This is a genomic window from Selenomonas sp. KH1T6, assembly GCF_900108415.1.
Classification (GTDB): Bacteria; Bacillota; Negativicutes; order Selenomonadales; family Selenomonadaceae; genus Selenomonas_B; species Selenomonas_B ruminantium_A.
Genome location: NZ_FNWN01000038.1, coordinates 1 through 19,649 on the forward strand (window position 1 = coordinate 1; position 19,649 = coordinate 19,649).

Below are 19,649 nucleotides of genomic sequence, written 5' to 3' on the forward strand. Positions count from 1 at the left end.
GGGTGCGTGATTTTCTGCTCATAAAAATACCTCCCAAGTGATGTTCCCATTTTACATCACTTGGGAGGTTTACACAAAATCCGGGGTAGACTCGCCTTAACACAGAATCCTTCCAAACGACATCCTTGACTTGTTATCAATACATCATCATTGTGATTCTCTATTTCTTCATAAGCATTGTGAAACGGACACCATACTTTTAGCCACGATTCCTGTGTATATTCTTCTTTATATTCTACTATAAAGAAGATAGGCATGTTTTCTGGTCTGTCTGGTAAATTTACTTCTTTCCAGATATGTTCTTTCCCATTATAGGCATAGATAATTTCATGCATGCTGCATCGCACCTTTCTCATCAATGGGTTTAGAGTAACCTGACAAAGGCTTTCCTACAACTTCATCTTCCAAGTAACAAATATCGTCTTCGTCGGCATTCCAGTATTCTTCAGCCAAACCTGTCCATTTTAGCCAATGAAGAAATGCAATCCATATTTTTGCTTCATTTAAGCCGGGACTATGTGATTTTGGTTCAAATCTTTCTACCACACCTTGTAATAATTCAAAACAGGCTTTCAGTTTTTCTCCTTTATATATACCCACTAAGAGCATGCCATCACATACAGAGTGACCACGAATTACTTGGCTATATGGATAGCATCCCTTATAAAATGCTTCACCACTTGTAAGCAAACGGAAAATAAATCCGTCTATTTCACATTGATATGATAGTTGATTAGCTGTATATGTAATTTTCTCAGTGAAACCTATTTTTTTAACTTCCTCGTTAATTAGCTGGCATGTAACTGCGTTCAATCCATTTTCTAAAATGTCATGACGCAATTCATTCGATAAATTCAAATAGTTATCTGAAATAGATTTCATTGCTTCCATATAATCCGGCTGCCAATTTTGAAGCATTTTATAGAAGCCTTTTGCAACTACCTTCTCTGGTTTCATGCTTAACTGCCAATGACAGTAAAATGAAAGTACATCCCAATCCCCTTGACTGTAATGGACATCAAGTCTATAAGCCCTCATGGCATTATCATCATGAAATATATGGGACCCATAGGTAGCTATCCTTAAAAAACCACCTCTTCTTGGCTCATATACTAATTTTTCAGGAATAATATAACCACAAAAACTTTTAAGATTAAGGAATGGTGTCATTATATCCTTATCGTTAAAGCCTAGTTCATTAAGCCTTATTGCCATGAGCAGTGCATAAGGATTTTTTGAGCAAATACTGAACAAATCAGAGAATTCTTCGTGATGTATTTTCTGGCATAATTTTAGGAAATCATTTCTATCGTTGCACTGAACGAGCTTACAACTAGCAACATCATAACAAAACATTTTATCTTCCATCGCAATCACTCCAATCTGTACATATTCTTACTTACTATAATTATACATGAAGAGAATTATCATAGTGTAATAGATTTCTCTGTTCAGTCAAATATGACAAAGGAGCCCTCTTTCTATATCTTCAGACAAAATTTAACTCTTTACTGTCAAAAAACGGCCTCTCAGAATCCTCTGTACGGGGCGATAGCAACCTTACGCATATAAACTATCGCACAAACCGCTAAAACCTCTCAGAAGGGCTGTAAATCGCTACAGCCCTTTTTCCGTCAAAAATTCGTGCGTAAAGGTACACTTATACGGACTTATTGGCTCGACGTTCGTAAACTATCAGTCCCAATCATTTATGAACGTTCGAAATTAAAGTGACCTTTACGGAAAAAACGGCCTCTCAGAATCGCCTGTAGGCCACGATAACGTTCTTCCGCATATAAATATCACGTAAAATCTAAAACCGCTCACAGAGGCTGTCAGATGGTTCAAATCAGGTCTTGCCATTTTGTAGGCTTAAATGAGCGTAAAATTACATCTTATGATTGTTTCTTGGGTGTAGAATTTTTTGTAAATTTAATGTTGCTAATTGGGGAAAGCCACATTAAAATATAATGAGAAGCAATCCGGTCATTTTTCGATAATAATATAAATTATCTGATAACTGAGAGGGGAGGGTAGACCGTGACCGACAATAGCTTGACTATAGCAACCAATGAGTTGTCCCAGACTTTGGACATCCAGCAAATCACACCGGAGTATTTCATCGCCCATTACCCCGAGTTCATCCAGCGGGTCATTGCCAAGGGTAATCCGTCCTCCGACACCATGCGGCACTACTGCAACCAAATTGACTTCTTCATCCGCTGGTGTTTAGCCAACCAGCGGAATCCTCTGGCCATGAACGAGTACCAGCTGCTCATGTACCGGGAGTTCCTGCTAAACCGACAGTACAAGACAGACAGCATCCAAATCATGCTGGTGGCTGTCCGGGCATTCTATGCTGCCGCCAGGAAGCTGGAGCTTATCCGGGTCAACCCTGCTGCCGAGGTTGAGGCACCTACCGCCTCCAGCAGCAGTGATGCCCTGTTGCACTTCTATACACCCCAGCAGATGAACGAGATAGTTCATGTCTTTGATAAAGATAAGGTTCCCTTTACCAGATACAGAAACAAGCTCATCCTGTACCTGATGGGAGTTGAGGGGCTACGAAACATTGAGGTTCACAGGGCTTGCGTGGAAGATATTAATTGGGAGGCCAGAGCCATTATGATTCGTGGCAAGGGTCACAAAGGTAGACTGGAGCCTATCTATCCCTGTGATGAGACCTTTGCCATTCTGGAGGAATATCTGAAGTCCATCCCCACTGACCGGGAGATAAAGAAGGACGGCGTACTCACACCACTGATACTTTCTTCATCTAATAGGAATCTGCTGGGGCGTATCTCCAGAAATGGCCTCCGCTCCATTATGAACAAGGCTCTGGCTGCCTGTGACCTGAAGCATCCGGGCTACTCCTGCCATGTCTTCAGGCACAGCTGCGGCACCAACCTTTACCATGAAACCAAAGATTTGCGTCTGGTGCAGGATGTGCTCCGCCACCGGGACCCCAAGATAACAGCCCGGTATGCCCATGTTGCTGACCGGCTAAATAAGAGATACACCTCCAAGCTGGTTCCTCATGACTAAATTCAGATACGGTTAATTCTAAAATGAAGGCGATGCCGCATGGCATCGCCTTCATTTTCAAAGGAAATTATTTCAGATGTATATAACGGGTTGAACGTCCTATTCCTTCTCTGCCCAGATATCCTTCCTCAACCAACTTGCGGAGTGCCCCTTCTACCGAGCTTACGCTTAAGGATGGGCACAGTTCCCTGATATCCTGCTTGGAAAAGCGTCCCAGCTTCTGCATAGATGCCTTCCTAACCATTTCCAGTGCAGGAATCTTCTTCTCTACGATGGCGAAGCGGTCTTCAAAGTCCCTGTAAGCAGCCACTATTGTACCCAAAAGATATTTGATAAAAGGAACAACATTTTCGCACTCTTCATGCCAGCCATGTTGAGACTGCCCCAGTGCATCATAATAAGCATCTTTATGCTTAGCTATTTTAGCTTCCAAAGATATATACTTCCCAACGTAAAAACCACTGCGATACAAGAGCAGGGTGGTTAGCAACCTGCTCATACGGCCATTGCCATCATTGAAGGGGTGGATACAGAGGAAATCATGGATAAAGATAGGGATGGCAATAAGTGGCTCTATTTCTGCATTGCCAATTACACGAGTATACTCTGCACAGATTCTGTCCAATGCCTCCGGCGTCTCAAAAGGGGCCAGCGGGGTGAATAATATTTCCGTATGTCCGTCAGGATAAGTAGCACTGATGTAATTCTGCACATTCTTGGTTCGGCCACCCATGGAATTTCCCATATGGCTATACATGATTTTATGCAGCTGCAGGATGAAGTTCTGTGTGATGGGGATGGCGTCGAAACTCTCGTGTATTATATTCAGCACATCACGATAGCCAGCTATTTCCTGCTCGTTACGGTTCCTCGGCGTGGTTTTATCCTCCACCAGCTGCCGTATGCGGGTGCTGGTGGTCACGATGCCTTCAATGGCATTTGATGCCTCCGTACTCTGTATTTTGGCTATCTCTACCAGTTTTTCCAGTTCCTCTGGCCTTTGCTTCAGATAAAGCTCCTGTTTTCCGGCTTCCTTGTAGATGGCAGCAATATAGCCCAGAATTTCTGAATCCCAGGTCATTTCCTTGATTTTTGTATAATTGAACTGACGCATACCCTTACCCCCTTTCATTTTCCCTTATATTATAGTCATTTTTAAGGGAAAAGTAAATCTTTAAGGGCTATAAGCAAATCCTCCTCATTGTTTTACTTTCATTCCAGTAAGCATGGTTCTGTTTCCTTCACCGCAATGACTTCCTGTATATAAGCAAAGGACACAGGCCTGAACTCCGTCTTGTCAACACTTATATTGAAGTAACAGCCTTTCTTTTCCAGCCGATAGAACGGCAACTTATCATGCACATGGCCATGAATGTTAGCCACATACCCTGTCGGCTCACATGGCCTATGCGTTAGGAGAAATCCGTTCAAAACCACTTGCCTTTCCACGGATTCCCACCCGCACTCCCGGCTTACCCTCGCTTTTGCATCATGATTCCCAAGAATTAGTATCTTGTGCCCGTTCAGCTTTGCCAGCAATTCCTGGCAGGTTCTGATGTACGCCTGCTTGTAGCTTTCCCACTGACCTTCTATAAAGTGAGCCATCGCAAAGTCCCCAAGATGATACACCTTGTCTTCAGGAGAAACGGCGTTGTTCCAGTTCGAAATAAGAGTCTGGTTCATTTCCTCAATGTTTCTAAAGGGGCGATGGCAATACTCTATGATGTTTTTGTGGTAAAAATGCGTATCAGAAACCAGATATATCATATGGTGCCCCTCCAGATAATCTATTGCTTGACTATTTCTTTAAGCTCGCTAACAACAGAATTGGCCGTGACTGCGTTATAATACCAGAATCGCTTACGCCCAGCAGCCTGTACTTCTGGACTACGCTCGTCTTTCCAGCCCATTTCTTCACAAACATCCTCATAACTCTTGAAATGCTGCTCTTGTTCCTCCTGCGGCAAAGTACGAATCTCCTCGATTTCCTCTATGGCCTCATCCAGTTCCTGACGCCGCTCGCTTTGGTCATCTTCCATCATACCATGGAAAGTCATTTCTGTAAGAACAGAATGTATGCATTCCTGAAGACCAACTCGCCGCAAATTGCCTATGTTGACCTTAAAGCCAAGCATTTCTTCCCAAGGCGTGAAATCAAATGCATAGCCTTCTGGAACTTCAGCATACACGCCCTTATGGTACTCTATCAATTCCTCTTCTGACATCTGCTGCAGCCTTTCTTCAGACAAGAGAGCCACATGGGGAACTTTATCATGGGATTCATCCAAATCTGACCGTCTATACAGAGAAACGTCAACAAACTCTTCCACTTCGTCCCCCAATCCATCCCAGGTTCTCATGAAGACCAGCATATCCTCCGACTTCTGACAAGGATATTCTGACATCTTCCTTAGAAAAGTTTGCCACAGCTTATATACGTCAGCTCTGTCAGCAGGTTTATTTTCGTTTGCCTCGTATTCCTTATCTACTAATTGCTCCATATCCACATATTGGAGCAATTCCTTTACTGTCATCCAATCTCTGACCAGCTGAGGGGTCTTTACCTCCTGCCATGTGGTTTTCTCAACAAAATCCGGATATTCGTCATCCCAATAGTGGATATTTATGAAATCAACGACCTTTTCCTCCGGGAAAAACTTTTCGCAGTAACGTGGCAACACTCCATTGGGAACTATCCCCATTTTATCCGTCCCCAGGCATCTTGCCAGCAATGCATCCATATCCCCAAGCTTAACCATGATACCATGCTGTCTCAAGGCGATAAAAAATCTTATTACTTCTCCGGGACGGTGCAAGCCAGCTAGATACAAATAATACCGTCCCTCCTTGTTTTCAGCAAGGCGATTACTAACAGAAAAGGTCACATGTGTCGAACTTCCACCACGTATTACCTCCCATGGATGATTGCCATTGAATACCTGCAACTTCCCATTCTTCCAACTATTGAACGCTTCAGGTGAATCAAGGGCTATTTCCGTCAATCCATTATCCCGGCCATCAGCGATTCGCTTGTACAGCTCTACATCGTCTTCAATCTTTTTGCAGTGCGGGAAGTTATTGGCCTCATAACCAAGACGGCAATAGGCAAAATACTTGGCTGCGGTCATATCTTCGATGATAAAATCATCATCGCTGAAAGCCTTTTGCTCTGCCACCAGCTTTTGGAAAATCTTTATTTCCTCTTCTGATAGAATTATATCATCCCTACCTGCCAGGTCATATTTCCGCCCTTCTGGAATTATCTTCCAATATTCCTGCCTCGGAATTGTCCCTGTACGGTAATAATATGGAAGCTTATTTTTGATGAAGCCATCATAGTCTCCTGCTATTATCTGCTGCACGGCCTTCCTGCACTGTTCCAGGGCCCATTTCAGCAATGGCGTTGTATCTGCCCATACTCCTGGCTTATCTTGAATTATCTCCTCTGGAGATTCTATCAGTCCTCTTTCCCCAAGAGAAATGGCCATCAACTTACCATGCCTTATAAAATAGCATTCGTAAAACTTTATCTCGTCAGGATAATAATCAAGCCAGAATTGCTCATACTCTTCTCTCGAATTTATTTCTTCATATTCTACTGCCTCATCATATGTTCGCCAATCTGTTATAGCTCCTCGTTCGGCAGTAAACCACAAGTTGATGCGAGTATCTTCTTCATCATGGCTGTTATCAAGTATTTCCAAAACTTGCCCAATTTGTTCCAATAGCAGCCTTTCTCGCCTATAGCTTAGCTCGTGGCCACTTATAGTGCCTAACCGCTCAATAATATGCAATGCAGAATCAACGTCAGGTGCGTATTTTAAAACTTCCTTTTTCCTTCCCATTGCTTCCATCCCCCTCACTCAGACTGCCAAACTACCTTTGTCAGCAGGTTCGCACAAGATATATGACCTTTTTCCAAAAAACTGCCAGTATCCATAAGCACCAATTTTTCCTGGCTCAGCCAACAGGGCTTGGAGCCAAGGCGTAATGCCTGCACAGGCGTATGCCCCAAAACGATAGTCTGCTCCCCTTGGTGCAGACCTGGATACTTAGCCAGGTTCCTGCTCCATAGCAAAGTTTTTGACTTCTGCTTCTCTAAAGGCTGCTCCGGATTGCAATCTGCGTGCACAAACCAGTACTTATGTCCATCCGCTTCGACTTCCGCATACAAAGGCATCTGTTCTATCAAACGCAGCCATGCCGTAGTAAGTCCTTTCAATCTTCCAGTTGCTTCCATAGCCCTGTAAGTTTCCTTACCGCCATTATCTCCCCACAGATATTTGGGTGCCTCTAACCGAAAGTCAACCAATCCTTCCTTGTAGCTCTCATCCCGCAGAGCCTCATAAAACATCTGTTCATGGTTTCCCCGGAGGAATATCATATTCTTGCGACCAAAGTGTTCCATAACCCATTCCATCACCGGCACAGGATTTTCCCCTCTGTCCAAGTAATCACCTAGAAACACCATCAAGTCATATTCGGGGTTGAAACGCACCTTATTATATACATTCAAAAATCGTTCCCAATTCCCGTGTATATCGCCAACCACTAGAAGTCTGTCAATCTTAACCAACTTTCCACCACCTCTCATGCTGCATGCTAAAGTGCCACAGCTCAGAACATATTATCTAATCTTATGATAGTATTGTAGCACATATTCATCGTTAATGTTGGAATCCATGCTTATGCTACATAAAAACATGCTATATTGGTAAAAAACAGCCGCATAAGATAGTTTTTTTCAGTATAAAATTAAAAATTCACTTTACTCGCTCACTTTTTATGGTATAATATAAAAAGTAAACATCGTTAATGACGTTCGATTTCATACATGGTGAAAATATGACAAATCGTAATTCTTACCTTGAAAAGATATTAAAATATCAAAACATGCCTATAATCAAAGTATTAGTAGGCATGAGGCGAGCAGGAAAATCTACCTTGCTGCGGCAATTCCATCAGCACCTTCTCAATGAAGGCATTGATGCAGACAGTATTATATACATGAATTTTGAGTTGCTAGAATTCGCTTCTCTCGAAAATTACAAACATCTCCATTCCTACATACAAAAAAGAATGTCAGGAAAAGAACACGTCTATTTGCTCTTGGATGAAATTCAGATTATCGAGCACTGGGAAAAATCCATAAATTCCCTCTTTGCAGAAGGGAAGTCCGACATCTACTTAACAGGTTCTAACGCAGGAATGCTTTCCTCTGAGCTATCAACCCTTCTCTCTGGCCGATATGTGGAAATTCCTGTACTTCCCTTATCCTTCAGCGAATATATATCCTTTAAGCCTGAGATGAAAGGTAACTTAGATGCTGCCTTCCAACAGTACATAAAATACGGCGGCATGCCTATAACGCCCTCACTTCCTGATGATGAGGAAATTATAACCAGCGTTTTGGGTGGTATATATAATACTGTTTTAGTAAAGGATGTAATCCAGCGCAACAATGTAAGGGATGCTGACCTATTGGAAAGGATTGTGCGCTTCCTCGCCGACAATATCGGTAATCCCATTTCAACCAGCAAAATTAGCGGCTACTTAACAAGTCAGAATCGCAAAACCACTGCTGCTACTGTTGATAGCTACCTGAACATGCTGGAAAAGGCCTTTGTCTTCTATCGTGCCAACCGCTATGACATAAAAGGTAAAATGTACCTGAAGACACAAGAAAAACTCTATATCGTTGATTCAGGTATACGTAATACGCTGCTAGGCTTTAGTGGCCGCGATTATGGCCATGTACTGGAAAATATCGTTTATTTCGAGTTGATACGCCGTGGTTATAAAGTTGGCGTTGGGAAGATAGGTTCCCTTGAAGTAGACTTCGTGGCCACCAAGCCTACAGAAACTAAATATTTTCAGGTCTCTGCCACGGTGTTGGATGAAAAGACTTTAGAGCGTGAATTAGCTCCATTGCGGAAAATCCCCGACCATTACAGTAAGATATTACTAACCATGGACAGGAGCTATATAACAGATTACAATGGCATAAAGCAAGTCAATATCGTGGATTTTTTAACCGACACTGATTCTTTCTAAAATAATTTTTCTTGAAATGTCTCGCTATAGCCGAGACCCCTGTCAAAACAAGGAGCGAAACAAGCAAAATGCAAGATTATGAAATACATGACTGCCAGCTTTTCAACACCGGCAGGTTCAATGATATTGTCTATGCCTATTTTGTCATGGCCGCCAGACAGGCCAAAACACCCAATGAGCAGGTAGTCCCCCTCCTGGCCGCTCTGGAGGATGTGCTGCACAATATGCCAGCCGAAGAGGCACTTGAGCGATTTAGAGGGGGAATAGGATAATTTTCGTAAGAAATAGCTAAAGAAAGGCGATGCCGAATCTGGCACCGCCTTTCTTTGGCTGGATTTTATGGCAGAACGCCTATGGTCTGGGCTATCACGACAGTCTGCCCTTTCTGCAGATTGGCCACCTTGGCAAAGGCCTCATGGTCTATAGAACCACGCACACAAGTGCCAAGCCCTTCAGATGCAGCCACCAGCCCTACGCTCTGAGCCATGGCTCCGGCAGCTATGCTGTCAAACTGCACCTGCTTATCGACTGGGGGGAATGTGGCTGGCCTTTTGCCAAGCATCGGCATTACTCACATAGACTAAGGTAATTGGAGCCTTCCCTACGAAACCTTGCCCCATGGTGGTTGCCATGCGGAAATCTCCCTCAGCCACGGTCTTCAATGCATGTGTTTGGGGCTGGTAAAGATAAATCCCCTTTTCTGTCACAGCATAAACCTCAACGCTGCGAACCCCCAAGGCAGCGGGATTAGTGCGTCCATCAGTTTCCGGGCGGTTAATGCCGTTTGCAGCCCACAGGATATGGGATAGCTGGGAGGCAGAAATGCCTGTCTCAGCAAAGCTGCGGCTTGACTGCCTTATGTCCAAAGCCTGCATGACGGACATACCTTCCTTAATCTGTGGTGCCGGAAGCGAAATATCTCCACCAGATGCCGCATTTGCCACTACAGGTACAAAGAGCAAGCAGCCACATACGCTCACGTCCAAAATAATGCCTTGCAACCTTTTCCCCATAAACTTCTTCAAGAAAATCAGCTCCTCTCAGTTATACTATCTCCGCTATTCTGCAAAACTGGCTGATTTCCTTCTAAACTCGCACCTTCATAGTACCATATGTGGCAGGAGTATGACTTGTAGCAAAGTAACTGCTTCAAATTCAGCTTGGGTATAATTCATTACGTCAAAGCCCTCATGTATGTCTGCAAAAATTCCAGTTGCCCGTGTAATTTGACCATATCCTCCATGGTGGTATATTTCGGCCCCAGAACATCCAGCCATACCTCATTGACCTGATTGCGAAGCACATACAAAGGGTGGCTATCATCTTCTATTTCCTGCTTCATCAGATACCTGTCCATGCTCGCCAGAAGCCCAGCAAATGTTTCCTGCAATAATTCTTTTTCTTCTATTATCTGGTAATCTATTTTCTTCATCGCCTTTCCTTTGTTCTTCTGCTGTCACCCCCAATTATAGCCCCCTTATTAACGCTTTACATTAACAGAAAATTATAAGTATATTATATTTCAACTTGTCTCCTTTCCGTTTAGAAAGGGGATTTTTAGTACCTATCAATGCTCGCCATGTCATTTCGCAAGTCATCCTTCTCTGCCTCACTGAGCCATTTCCAATCGTCCGGCTCGTCTGGTTTTGACCTAGCCACCAGCTGGGCTTCCTTGGCTCCGCCGGATAGTGCTTTGCTGATGATGTCTGCATCACGGGATGGGGTGGGGTAGCTGCCACCGCCACCGCCGCCTCCTGAGGGAGGTGATGGTGGTGCTGCACGGAATTTGTTTCCCGCCTCCAGCGGTGCCCTTGTCTCTACACGCTGGGATTGATACTTGGTCTGCCGGATAGAATCTTTGAGCTGCCTGTGCTTGGAACTCAGCTCGTTGTACTCTTTGGCTATAGGAGCATTTTTGCGAAGTATGCCAGCGGCTATGGCTTCGATTTTTGACCGGCCAACTGCCGTGTTGCAACGTGCTTCCAGTTCCTGCTCACGGCGGTCAATTTCCCTCCATGCTTTTTGGCGGTCTTCCGGGGATAGCCTGTCTTCTCGTTTTTTCAGTTCCCGCTTATCGGCTCTCAGCTGTTTGAAAGCCCCCTGCACATAGTTGTTTTTGGCCATTTCCATGGCTCTGGGGTAGCTGATTACCCGTTTCTTCATGTGATAAAGCTCTTTGGCCAGCTGTTTTTCGGCAGCTTCCTGCCTTGTCAGCGTGGCTTTGAGGATACTGGCCACTTCCTCGGCAGAGTACGCCCGGTTCTTTTGTCTAACAGCAAAATAATCCTTGATATGCTTATCCAAGGCCTTGAGTTTGCTGGCCATGTTCCGCTGGAGCTTCCTGATTTCTACCTTGGCCAGACGGTTGTCATTCACATAAAAGGCAGCCCGCTTCAAAATGGAGGCCTTGTTGTGCGGCAGGTTCAGCCGCTGGAACACCGGGCGTATGTCGGCAGCAGCCTGCCGGATTTTGAGGTTAATCTTGTCCAGTTCTTTGTCGATTTCCGGGCAGATTTTGAGATAAGCCTCCAAGGCCTCCACATCGTCAGCCGGTGGCTCTACCATGCGGCTTTTGAGGATTTCCCATTCCCGTTTTTCCCTGCCGTAGCTTTTCAAGTCCTGCCAGAGTTCCTTTTCCTCGGTGGTCATGGCATCAAGGAAAGCCATTTCTACAGCCCTTGGTGCCCAGATGGTGATGCCATAAACCGCCACCATGTCCTTCTCCATGGCTTGGATTTTCTGCTTCTCTTCCATGAAGTATGCCCGCTCATCCACATCCTCAATGTCCGGCTCATAGGCAAAGATTCTATCCTGCCACTGCTGCAGGTCTTGGGATTTTTCCTCCATGGTGTCTTTGTCTATAGCATCCTGAAGCATCAGCCGAGATATAAGGTCTTTTTCTCGCTGGTGATTATCCTCCCTAAGCTGCTTCTGCTTCTTCACCACTTGGCTATCGGCTTTCATCAGCTCTACGGGACCCACATACTTCTCCGGCATTTTATGAAGCAAGTCGGCTAGAAAATAATTCCCGTTGGCCAAGGCTTCTTCTCTCTGTGCCTTGAGTGTACGGTGGTCAACCCGGAGATTCACGCCATTCCTCTCCAAGGCCTCATTCTGAATAACAGCATAGTCTTTCCTCAGCCCCATAAGGTATTTCCGGCGGTCTTTGGAATTCCACTTCCACGATTTGGCACAGCCGCCTTTTTCCGGATGCGTAGGATTAGCCCTGCTGAAGAAAAGCTCAGGTGGCCGTTCCTGCTGCCGTTCCACTTCGTCAATCTCCCTTGGAGAGAACATGATATGCACATGGGGCTGACGCTCCCCGTTAGACATGGCTCCCACCTTGTCATGGATGGCATAGGCATAGTAGAAGTCCTGCAAATGCTTCTGCACGAACTCTTCCACTATCTTCTTATTCTCTTCCAGCCCCAGCTCGTTGGGCAGAGAAAAGACAATCTCTTTGTAACGCTCCCCGTTGACACGCTCGTTCTTGTCTGCCTCCTGAAAAAACTTTTTGGCATTCCCCTTTGCCCAGCGGGGCAGGTGATTTGCCGTATAGAGGCAGCCACCCCTTTTCTTGAAAATGGATTCCCGGTTGATGTATTGCACATGACTGGATGCGTAAACGGCATCATTTCGTTTCTGGAAGTTTACCATGATGTCATTTACGGTCTTGTCGATTACGCTTCTTCTTGCCCGAAGACTATACCATCGCAGATGCGAAGTGGATTCTCGGCATTTGTTGAGCAGGTGACTGTTCTCATCACGAGACAGTAACAGCTGGCTTCTTCCTTCTGGGCGAACCATATTGCATTGGGGCAGGTGAGGCAGACTGAATCCTCTTTTGGCCATAGCCTCGAGGGTATCGAGTTTAGCGTGAGGCTCTGGGTAGGATATTTCATAACTACCTCGCCTTGATTGTTTTCTGGGGTCAGCGATTTTTCTACTGATGTACTTTCCACCTGCTGCTCTAAAATCTCGTTCTCCATTTTCGTAATCCTCCTTCATGATGGCCATGACCTTATTCTGGTATTCCTCGTTCCAAGTCACCGGCACCTCCAGCTTGACTGCTGTTGTCATGGCTTTATTGACAAAGCTGCTTCTGCCTTTCAGCTCCAGCTCGTCCCCGTAGATTTTCCGGGCAATCTCTATCCCCATGGCTATGGTTTCTTCGCTGAGGGTTGATTGCTTCATAAATCGAACGCCAGACTTGTCCACGAGGATTTTCCCGTAGAGACTGCTGTAAAGTAGCATTTCCTTTTCAGGCAGATTCTCAATGATGTTCTGCCCAGTGATGATGTTATTGAATGATAGGCTTTCAATCTCTTCCTTGCCCAATTCAGCATACTTGCCCTCACGCTGTATGTACTCGCAGTGCGTACAGGCACTTGTCTGTTTGCCATTGGGGCGTTTGTCTGTCTTTAGGTCAAAATAGTAGTTTGGCATGGTCTTCTCCTTCAGCCAACGGCAGTTCAATGAGCGGCAGCGAATGGCAAAAGGGCAGTCCTGCGGGGCTGTCCCGTTTTGTCACCGGGGGAAGGGCATTTTCCCGGTTCCGTTCTTTTTGAGTTTCTCCACCGAGAAACTCCTAGATGCACATGGAAAGCCCAGTGCACGGGGTGCTGCTCACGTATGTTGGCATTATAGCACCTATACTTACCGAAATGGGGCCAGGTTCGAAAAGAGGCGAGGATTCAAAACCCCCTATAATTTTTCACCCTAAGGGGAATTTTTACGTAGAGTAAAACATTGTATAGTTTTCCGACCCTCTACCATATTTATAATATGGGTATCTCTTAGGAAGGAAGGTGATGCCTATAACACGGTTAGAGCGGCGGAAGAGAAGCCTTGCCGCTGTCAATCGCCAGATTGAGGATATGGAGGCAAAGCAGAAAACCTTGGAGAGAGAGATTGCCCAAGAGAACCAAATGGCTCGAAAACACCAGCACATACTAATGGTCTACAAAGCTGGATTGATTTTTGAGGAAGCGGGTATCTTGGGAAATTATGACCATGACAGGATTCTGCGAATCTTGCAGGATTACAAAAGGGAGGCAAACTTATGAACATCAGCCATCAGGAAGTAGAAAGCATTTACCAGATTGTCAGCGGTGACGGAGATAAGAAATCAGAGCAACTGGCCAAGAAGAAGGAACAGCTCGAAGTGGTGGAAAAGGATTTGGACAAGCTCCGTGACCGCCGCAATAAGCTGAAAGAAGAAATCAAGACCTTGGAGTACAGCCTGAACGCCAGCAAGCACTCCAATATGGTAGGGGAACTCAGCAGCTTCGGTATTGACCTTGAGGACAAGGACACCATGCAAGCAGCTCTCCGGCTCCTTATCGAGAACATGGGCAAGGAGAAAAAGCCGGAAACCGAAAAATCCACTACGCCCTCATCCAGCGATACGACAGAAGTGAAAATGGCTGCACCTGCCAGCAAGACCACTTTCTAAGGAGGGAATTCCATGCGTCTATTCATAGCCGAAAAGCCCAGCCTTGCCGAGGCTATTGCCAAGGGGCTGGGTAGTACGGACAAACAAAGGTCTTGCTTTGTCTGTGGCAATGATGTGGTTACATGGTGCTATGGCCACATCTTGGAGCAATTTGAGCCACAGGAGTATGATGAGAAATACAAGTCCTGGGACATTGGCCTCCTGCCAATTATCCCGGAAAAGTGGCAGATGAAGGTCAAGGCAAATGCCAAAGAGCAATTCACGGCCGTGAAGGATTTAGCCCTAAAGGCCGATACCATTGTCAACGCCGGGGACCCGGACAGGGAAGGTCAGCTGCTTGTGGATGAGGTGCTGAACTACATCGGCGTTCTCTCGAAAAAGCCAGTCCAGCGAATTCTTGTCAATGCCTTAGATGAGAAATCTGTCCATGAAGCCCTGAGGGATTTACGGGATAACAGGGAATTCATCGGCCTCCGAAATTCAGCCCTTGCCCGTTCCCGGGCAGACTGGATTATTGGCATGAACATGACCCGTGCTTGCACAAAACACGCCGAAAAGGCAGGGTACAGCAGCGTGGTCAGTGTAGGCCGGGTACAGACACCCACTCTCGGCCTTGTTGTTCGCCGGGAAAAAGAAATTCAGGATTTCCATCCGGTGAACTATTTTCAGGTGAGAGCCACTTGGCAGCACCCGCAGGGGGAGATTATCTCCCATTGGCAGATGCCAGATGACATGGAGGGACTGGATGCAGAAGGGAGACTTCTTGAAAAAGCCCGGGCCGAGGCCATAGTCAGCAAGGTTCAGGGACAAACAGGGGCTATCCGCAAAGTGGAGCAAAAGGAAGGACAGTCCCAGCCGCCTCTCCCTTATTCCTTGTCTGCCCTGCAGATTGCGGCGGGCAAAAAATACGGCTACTCTCCCCAGCAGGTCTTGGACACTCAGCAGGAACTCTACGAGAAGAAACTCACCACGTACCCCCGCTCCGATTGTGACTACCTGCCCACCAATCAACTGGCAGATGTGCCACAAATCCTCGATAACCTTGGCTCTTTGTCCGGGGATTTTGAGAAATTCGTGCAGGGAGCTGACAGGACACTCCGCAGCAAGGCATGGAACGACAAGAAGATTTCTGCCCATCACGCCATTGTGCCCACTACGGTAAAGGCCAACATGGACGAACTGACGGATATGCAGCGTAACCTCTATGAAATGGTGGCTAAAGCCTACCTTGCCCAGTTCTACCCTCCACAGAAATTCCTCACTACCCGTATTGAGATTGAATCCGCCGGGGAAATCTTCGTGGCAAATGGCAAGGTCATTCTTTCCCCCGGCTGGAAGGTACTCTATCAGGGAGAGCCGACAAACAAAGACGAGGATAAGGAAGAAACAGCCCAGCTTCCAGCGGTGCAAAATGGTGAGAGCGTAACAAACAAGGAAGCCGAACTGGTTACCAAAGTAACCAAGCCTCCCAAGCGTTTTACCACTTCCACCCTGCTGGCCGCCATGAAGAACATCGGCGGTTATGTGAAGGACAAATCCCTGAAACCCATACTGAAAGACTGCTCCGGCATCGGCACCGAGGCCACCAGAGCAGGGGAGATTGAGCTATTGCAGGAAAGACGTTACCTGAAGCTGGAGAAGAAAGAGCTGGTGCCCACGGAAAAGGCCATGATGATAATCCAGCTTCTGCCGGACAGCATCACCTACCCAGACATCACAGCCCTCTGGGAAAAAAACTTGGAGGCCATCAGCAACAGAGAAATGTCCGTGCAGGATTTCTTCTCCCAGCAGAAAACCTATATCCAGCAACTTCTGGACGATGCCATTCACAAGGAAATCGAACCTCCCCAAGACATCCCTAAATGCCCCCAGTGCGGCAGACCTCTGAAGCTCATAACCTCCAAGAAGAACGGAAAGAAATATTGGATTTGTACGGACCCGGAAAGAGCTTGCAAATCCATTTTCAGCGATAAGCGTGGCAAGCCAGACTTCAATCCGGCTCCGGCCAAAAAGAAAAACGGCAGCTACGGAAAGAAAAACTTCAACCGAAAGGCGGGATGATTTATGAATATCGTAATCCTCAGTGGCCGGGTTGCCACTGACATTGACAGCCGTGTTACCAAGGATGGCAGACTGGTTTCCCATTTCAATCTCGCCAGTCCCAAAGGCTTCAAGAAGAACAAGGAGGGCAAGATTCCGGCAGAGTTCCATCGCATCAATGCGTGGGACAAAATCGCCGAGCACTGCCGGGATTTCCTGCTCAAAGGCAGACAGGTAAATGTCCGGGGGCACCTCTCCACCAACACTTACACTACCAAAGACGGCAAACGCCTGAATTTCAGCGAAGTCACCGCTGACATTGTAGAGTTCGTGGATTATCGCAAAGAAGCTTCCCCTGCCCAGCAGCTTGCCCCGGATGCAGAGAGTACAGCCATTCCATTTCCAGAACCAGCTGCCTCTATCGGTGTTCCCGCTTTGCAAGATATGAGCATTTCGGCAGAGGCCTATGGCGTGGAAATTCCCTTTTGACGAAAATACCAAGCAGGAAAATCGACATTTATGTGGAAACTTCATATCTTAGATGAGTTCATACCATCATATCATCTTTTTTAGGAGGAATTATTATGGCAAGAGTAGTGAATTACGAGCAGAAAATCGAAGACATCAAGGCAAAGATTGAGAAGAAAACCGAGGAACTGAAAAACCTCAAAGCAGACCTGGCTAAGCTGGAAGATGCCAAAACCAAGACCGACTTCAAGGTTCTCAACGAGTACCTTGCTGGAAAAGGCATCGCCCCAGATGAGGCCCTTGGCAAGCTCAAAGAAGTATACGGCGAATAAAACACACAATACAAATATGTCCTCTGCAATTTGCAGAGGGCATGTTTGTGGCGATATATAACGCACTCTCTGTATGGTGGATGTACTCGCCTTAATGTTATCTATAACAACAAATCATAAGCAATTATCAACATGGAGATATAATATGTCTGAGATAGTTCTTAATATTACAAACGGCAGATTCATATTTGGAAAAGACAGCTTCAACTTTCAACAAATTAGAGATGATTTTTTTAATGCAGAAGAAATTACCATCGTCACTCTTGACATAACTCCACGGTGGAATAGACGTGCAAGTGAATTATTAAGAGAATTATACAGATTAGAAAACAAGCACATTACTATTATTAGCAATATTCCCAATCGATTATCAAACACAGCTAGAACAGTATTTCAAACAGACCATTTCAATGAACAAAACGAGCATAACCAAATAATCAGCTATTTTCGAGCATTAGACCCAAGCAGATTTGCTAGCCCAACAAAAGTATATTTTAACTTTGACAATCATGCAAAAGTCTTCATTGTAGACGATTTGGTCTACATAGGCTCCGCAAATTATTCTGATGGTTCGCAAATAAATTTTGAAGGAGGAATCACATTTCGTGACAGAGAAAAAGCAATGGAAATTAAAGAGGTTATCAATAATGATTTAATTCATGCTCCCGAGACAATAATATATGCCGGTAGTGACAAATCCGCATTTCAAGATGTATCTTATGCATTGTCATCATTAAGTAATAGTGTAGATATCTTTTGTGAAAAAGCTTTTATATTTGATGATAATGGATATTTAACCACTAATACCTATACTAACGATTTCACAAATTTAATAAGTGATGTTATAAATAACATCGATGAATGTGAAGATTTATTTAACCGAGTAGATACCATAATATCAAAGTATGAGGAATTTCGTAGAATAACGTCATTTTTTCAAACAACAATAACTAATATAAAAAACTTATCACAAAATGAGGATATTATAAATATATTCGAATTTAATATCGATGATTATGCTCATAACTATTTCGCCGATAATATGGAAAGCTGTTTAGAATCAGATGAAATAGATAGATTAAATGATATATCATATGATAAAGCTTCGCTACACGAAATAGATTTGCTATACCGTGTTTATAATCAATTTGAAAAGTTAAGAAATGATATTATGCAAATAAAAAATGAAGTTGATGTCTTTGATTCTAATGTGAAGGCAATCGAAGATATGGAACTTATTATTGACGAAACAATTTTTAAGTCTATCCCGAATTTTGTGTAAACATCCCAAGTGATGTAAAATGGGAACATCACTTGGGATGTATTTTGATGAGTAGAAAAGCACGCACCCCAGATGAGCAAGCCCGCCGGGAGAAGATTCGGGCACTAATGCAGGAAAGCAACGTCACTAGCATGGAGGACATCCAGAACTTGTTCAAGGAAACCATAGCTGAGTTCATGGAGAATGGCCTTGAGGCAGAGCTAGATAAATCCCTTGGCTATGGCAAGTATGACTATAAGAACAAGGACACTGACAACAGCCGTAATGGCCACAGCCGCAAGAATCTCCGCACCAGCTTTGGCGATGTGGAGATTTCCGTCCCTCGTGACCGCAAGGGGGAATTTGAGCCTCAGCTCGTCAAGAAGAACCAGACTAGCATCAGCCAGGATATTGAGGATAAGATAGTTTCCATGTATGCCAAGGGCATGTCTACCAGCGATATAGAAAGCCACATTCAGGATATCTATGGCCTGTTTCAGATACGACCATCAGCCGCATAACTGACAAGGTGCTTCCTCTCGCCAAGGAATGGCAGCAGCGACCTCTGGAAAGCCTGTATGCCGTGGTAGCTCTTAGCAAGCTCAAGGAAGTTTACGGCGAGTAATCTCCATAAAATAGCGAGTCTACCCCGGATTTTGTGTAAACCTCCCAAGTGATGTAAAATGGGAACATCACTTGGGAGGTATTTTTATGAGCAGAAAATCACGCACCCCAGAAGAGCAAGCCCGCCGGGAGAAGATTCGGGCACTGCTGCAAGAAAGCAACGTCACCAGCATGGAGGACATTCAGAACTTATTTAAGGAAACTATAGCAGAGTTCATGGAGAATGGCCTTGAAGCAGAGCTGGATGACTCCCTGGGCTATGGTAAGTATGACTACAAGAACAAGGATACGGACAACAGCCGTAACGGCCACAGCCGCAAGAATCTCCGCACCAGCTTTGGCGATGTGGAGATTTCAGTCCCCCGTGATC

At 45.2% G+C, this 19,649-nt stretch carries 19 protein-coding genes and 1 pseudogene; 10 read left to right on the top strand and 10 right to left on the bottom strand.

All coding sequences use genetic code 11. The features are described from left to right. Positions 1-56 precede the first annotated feature (56 nt). Both BLW59_RS17520 and BLW59_RS14920 read right to left on the bottom strand, forming a co-directional pair. Positions 57-335 (bottom strand): hypothetical protein, encoded by a 279-nt coding sequence (locus BLW59_RS17520; RefSeq protein WP_139283708.1) that lies wholly within the window; start codon positions 333-335, stop codon positions 57-59. Continuing rightward, on the bottom strand, positions 328-1,368 hold the full coding sequence (locus BLW59_RS14920) for a hypothetical protein (RefSeq protein ID WP_074698419.1): 1,041 nt from the start codon (positions 1,366-1,368) through the stop codon (positions 328-330). The genes BLW59_RS17520 and BLW59_RS14920 overlap by 8 nt, the downstream gene beginning before the upstream one ends. Before the next feature lie 672 nt (positions 1,369-2,040). On the opposite strand from BLW59_RS14920, the gene BLW59_RS14925 reads away from it, so the two are divergent. Further along, a complete protein-coding gene (locus tag BLW59_RS14925; protein WP_074698420.1) occupies positions 2,041-3,045 on the top strand; it encodes a tyrosine-type recombinase/integrase in 1,005 nt (334 codons plus the stop codon). A 67-nt stretch (positions 3,046-3,112) separates the two neighbouring features. Here the strand turns inward: BLW59_RS14925 and BLW59_RS14930 are convergent, their stop codons facing one another. From BLW59_RS14930 to BLW59_RS14945, 4 genes are all read right to left on the bottom strand, one after another. Next, on the bottom strand, positions 3,113-4,159 hold the full coding sequence (locus tag BLW59_RS14930; RefSeq protein ID WP_074698421.1) for a Fic family protein: 1,047 nt from the start codon (positions 4,157-4,159) through the stop codon (positions 3,113-3,115). A 98-nt stretch (positions 4,160-4,257) separates the two neighbouring features. After that, on the bottom strand, positions 4,258-4,812 hold the full coding sequence (locus BLW59_RS14935) for a metallophosphoesterase (protein WP_074698422.1): 555 nt from the start codon (positions 4,810-4,812) through the stop codon (positions 4,258-4,260). Between the two features lie 20 nt (positions 4,813-4,832). Next, the gene (locus BLW59_RS14940; protein WP_074698423.1) at positions 4,833-6,890 is read right to left on the bottom strand and encodes a DUF6557 family protein; all 2,058 of its coding nucleotides are present in this window, start codon (positions 6,888-6,890) and stop codon (positions 4,833-4,835) included. A 14-nt stretch (positions 6,891-6,904) separates the two neighbouring features. Then, positions 6,905-7,621, bottom strand: a complete 717-nt coding sequence (locus tag BLW59_RS14945; protein WP_074698424.1) for a metallophosphoesterase family protein — start codon at positions 7,619-7,621, stop codon at positions 6,905-6,907. 269 nt (positions 7,622-7,890) lie between these two features. Here BLW59_RS14945 and BLW59_RS14950 point away from each other — a divergent pair, with 269 nt between their 5' ends. After that, positions 7,891-9,099 carry an ATP-binding protein gene (locus BLW59_RS14950; protein ID WP_074698432.1) on the top strand — a complete coding sequence of 403 codons (1,209 nt, stop codon included), beginning with the start codon at positions 7,891-7,893 and terminating at the stop codon, positions 9,097-9,099. Between the two features lie 68 nt (positions 9,100-9,167). Then, positions 9,168-9,371 (top strand): hypothetical protein, encoded by a 204-nt coding sequence (locus BLW59_RS14955; RefSeq protein WP_074698425.1) that lies wholly within the window; start codon positions 9,168-9,170, stop codon positions 9,369-9,371. A gap of 65 nt (positions 9,372-9,436) precedes the next feature. Here the strand turns inward: BLW59_RS14955 and BLW59_RS18235 are convergent, their stop codons facing one another. The 4 genes from BLW59_RS18235 to BLW59_RS14970 form a co-directional block, all read right to left on the bottom strand. Further along, positions 9,437-9,667, bottom strand: a complete 231-nt coding sequence (locus tag BLW59_RS18235; protein ID WP_081348561.1) for a nitroreductase family protein — start codon at positions 9,665-9,667, stop codon at positions 9,437-9,439. Further along, complete coding sequence (locus tag BLW59_RS14960) at positions 9,621-10,124, bottom strand: nitroreductase family protein (protein ID WP_081348562.1); 504 nt, start codon at positions 10,122-10,124, stop codon at positions 9,621-9,623. The genes BLW59_RS18235 and BLW59_RS14960 overlap by 47 nt, the downstream gene beginning before the upstream one ends. 149 nt (positions 10,125-10,273) lie before the next feature. Next, complete coding sequence (locus BLW59_RS14965) at positions 10,274-10,531, bottom strand: hypothetical protein (RefSeq protein WP_074698426.1); 258 nt, start codon at positions 10,529-10,531, stop codon at positions 10,274-10,276. Positions 10,532-10,656: 125 nt separating this feature from the next. After that, on the bottom strand, positions 10,657-13,545 hold the full coding sequence (locus BLW59_RS14970) for a MobA/MobL family protein (RefSeq protein ID WP_318258671.1): 2,889 nt from the start codon (positions 13,543-13,545) through the stop codon (positions 10,657-10,659). Positions 13,546-14,161: 616 nt separating this feature from the next. Here BLW59_RS14970 and BLW59_RS14980 point away from each other — a divergent pair. The 7 genes and pseudogenes from BLW59_RS14980 to BLW59_RS15010 form a co-directional block, all read left to right on the top strand. Further along, entirely contained in the window at positions 14,162-14,554 is a 393-nt protein-coding gene (locus BLW59_RS14980; RefSeq protein ID WP_074698427.1) for a hypothetical protein, read from the top strand. A 12-nt stretch (positions 14,555-14,566) separates the two neighbouring features. Beyond that, on the top strand, positions 14,567-16,615 hold the full coding sequence (locus tag BLW59_RS14985; RefSeq protein ID WP_074698428.1) for a DNA topoisomerase III: 2,049 nt from the start codon (positions 14,567-14,569) through the stop codon (positions 16,613-16,615). A gap of 3 nt (positions 16,616-16,618) precedes the next feature. Continuing rightward, positions 16,619-17,083, top strand: a complete 465-nt coding sequence (locus BLW59_RS14990; protein ID WP_074698429.1) for a single-stranded DNA-binding protein — start codon at positions 16,619-16,621, stop codon at positions 17,081-17,083. A 95-nt stretch (positions 17,084-17,178) separates the two neighbouring features. Continuing rightward, positions 17,179-17,394: a hypothetical protein gene (locus tag BLW59_RS14995; protein ID WP_074698430.1), complete on the top strand. Its 216-nt coding sequence runs from the start codon at positions 17,179-17,181 to the stop codon at positions 17,392-17,394. A 145-nt stretch (positions 17,395-17,539) separates the two neighbouring features. Continuing rightward, the gene (locus BLW59_RS15000) at positions 17,540-18,676 is read left to right on the top strand and encodes a hypothetical protein (protein WP_074698431.1); all 1,137 of its coding nucleotides are present in this window, start codon (positions 17,540-17,542) and stop codon (positions 18,674-18,676) included. A gap of 131 nt (positions 18,677-18,807) precedes the next feature. After that, positions 18,808-19,280: pseudogene (locus tag BLW59_RS15005) on the top strand (transposase). 86 nt (positions 19,281-19,366) lie between these two features. Further along, the coding region (locus BLW59_RS15010; protein WP_175463473.1) for a transposase at positions 19,367-19,649 on the top strand (283 nt) is incomplete at its 3' end.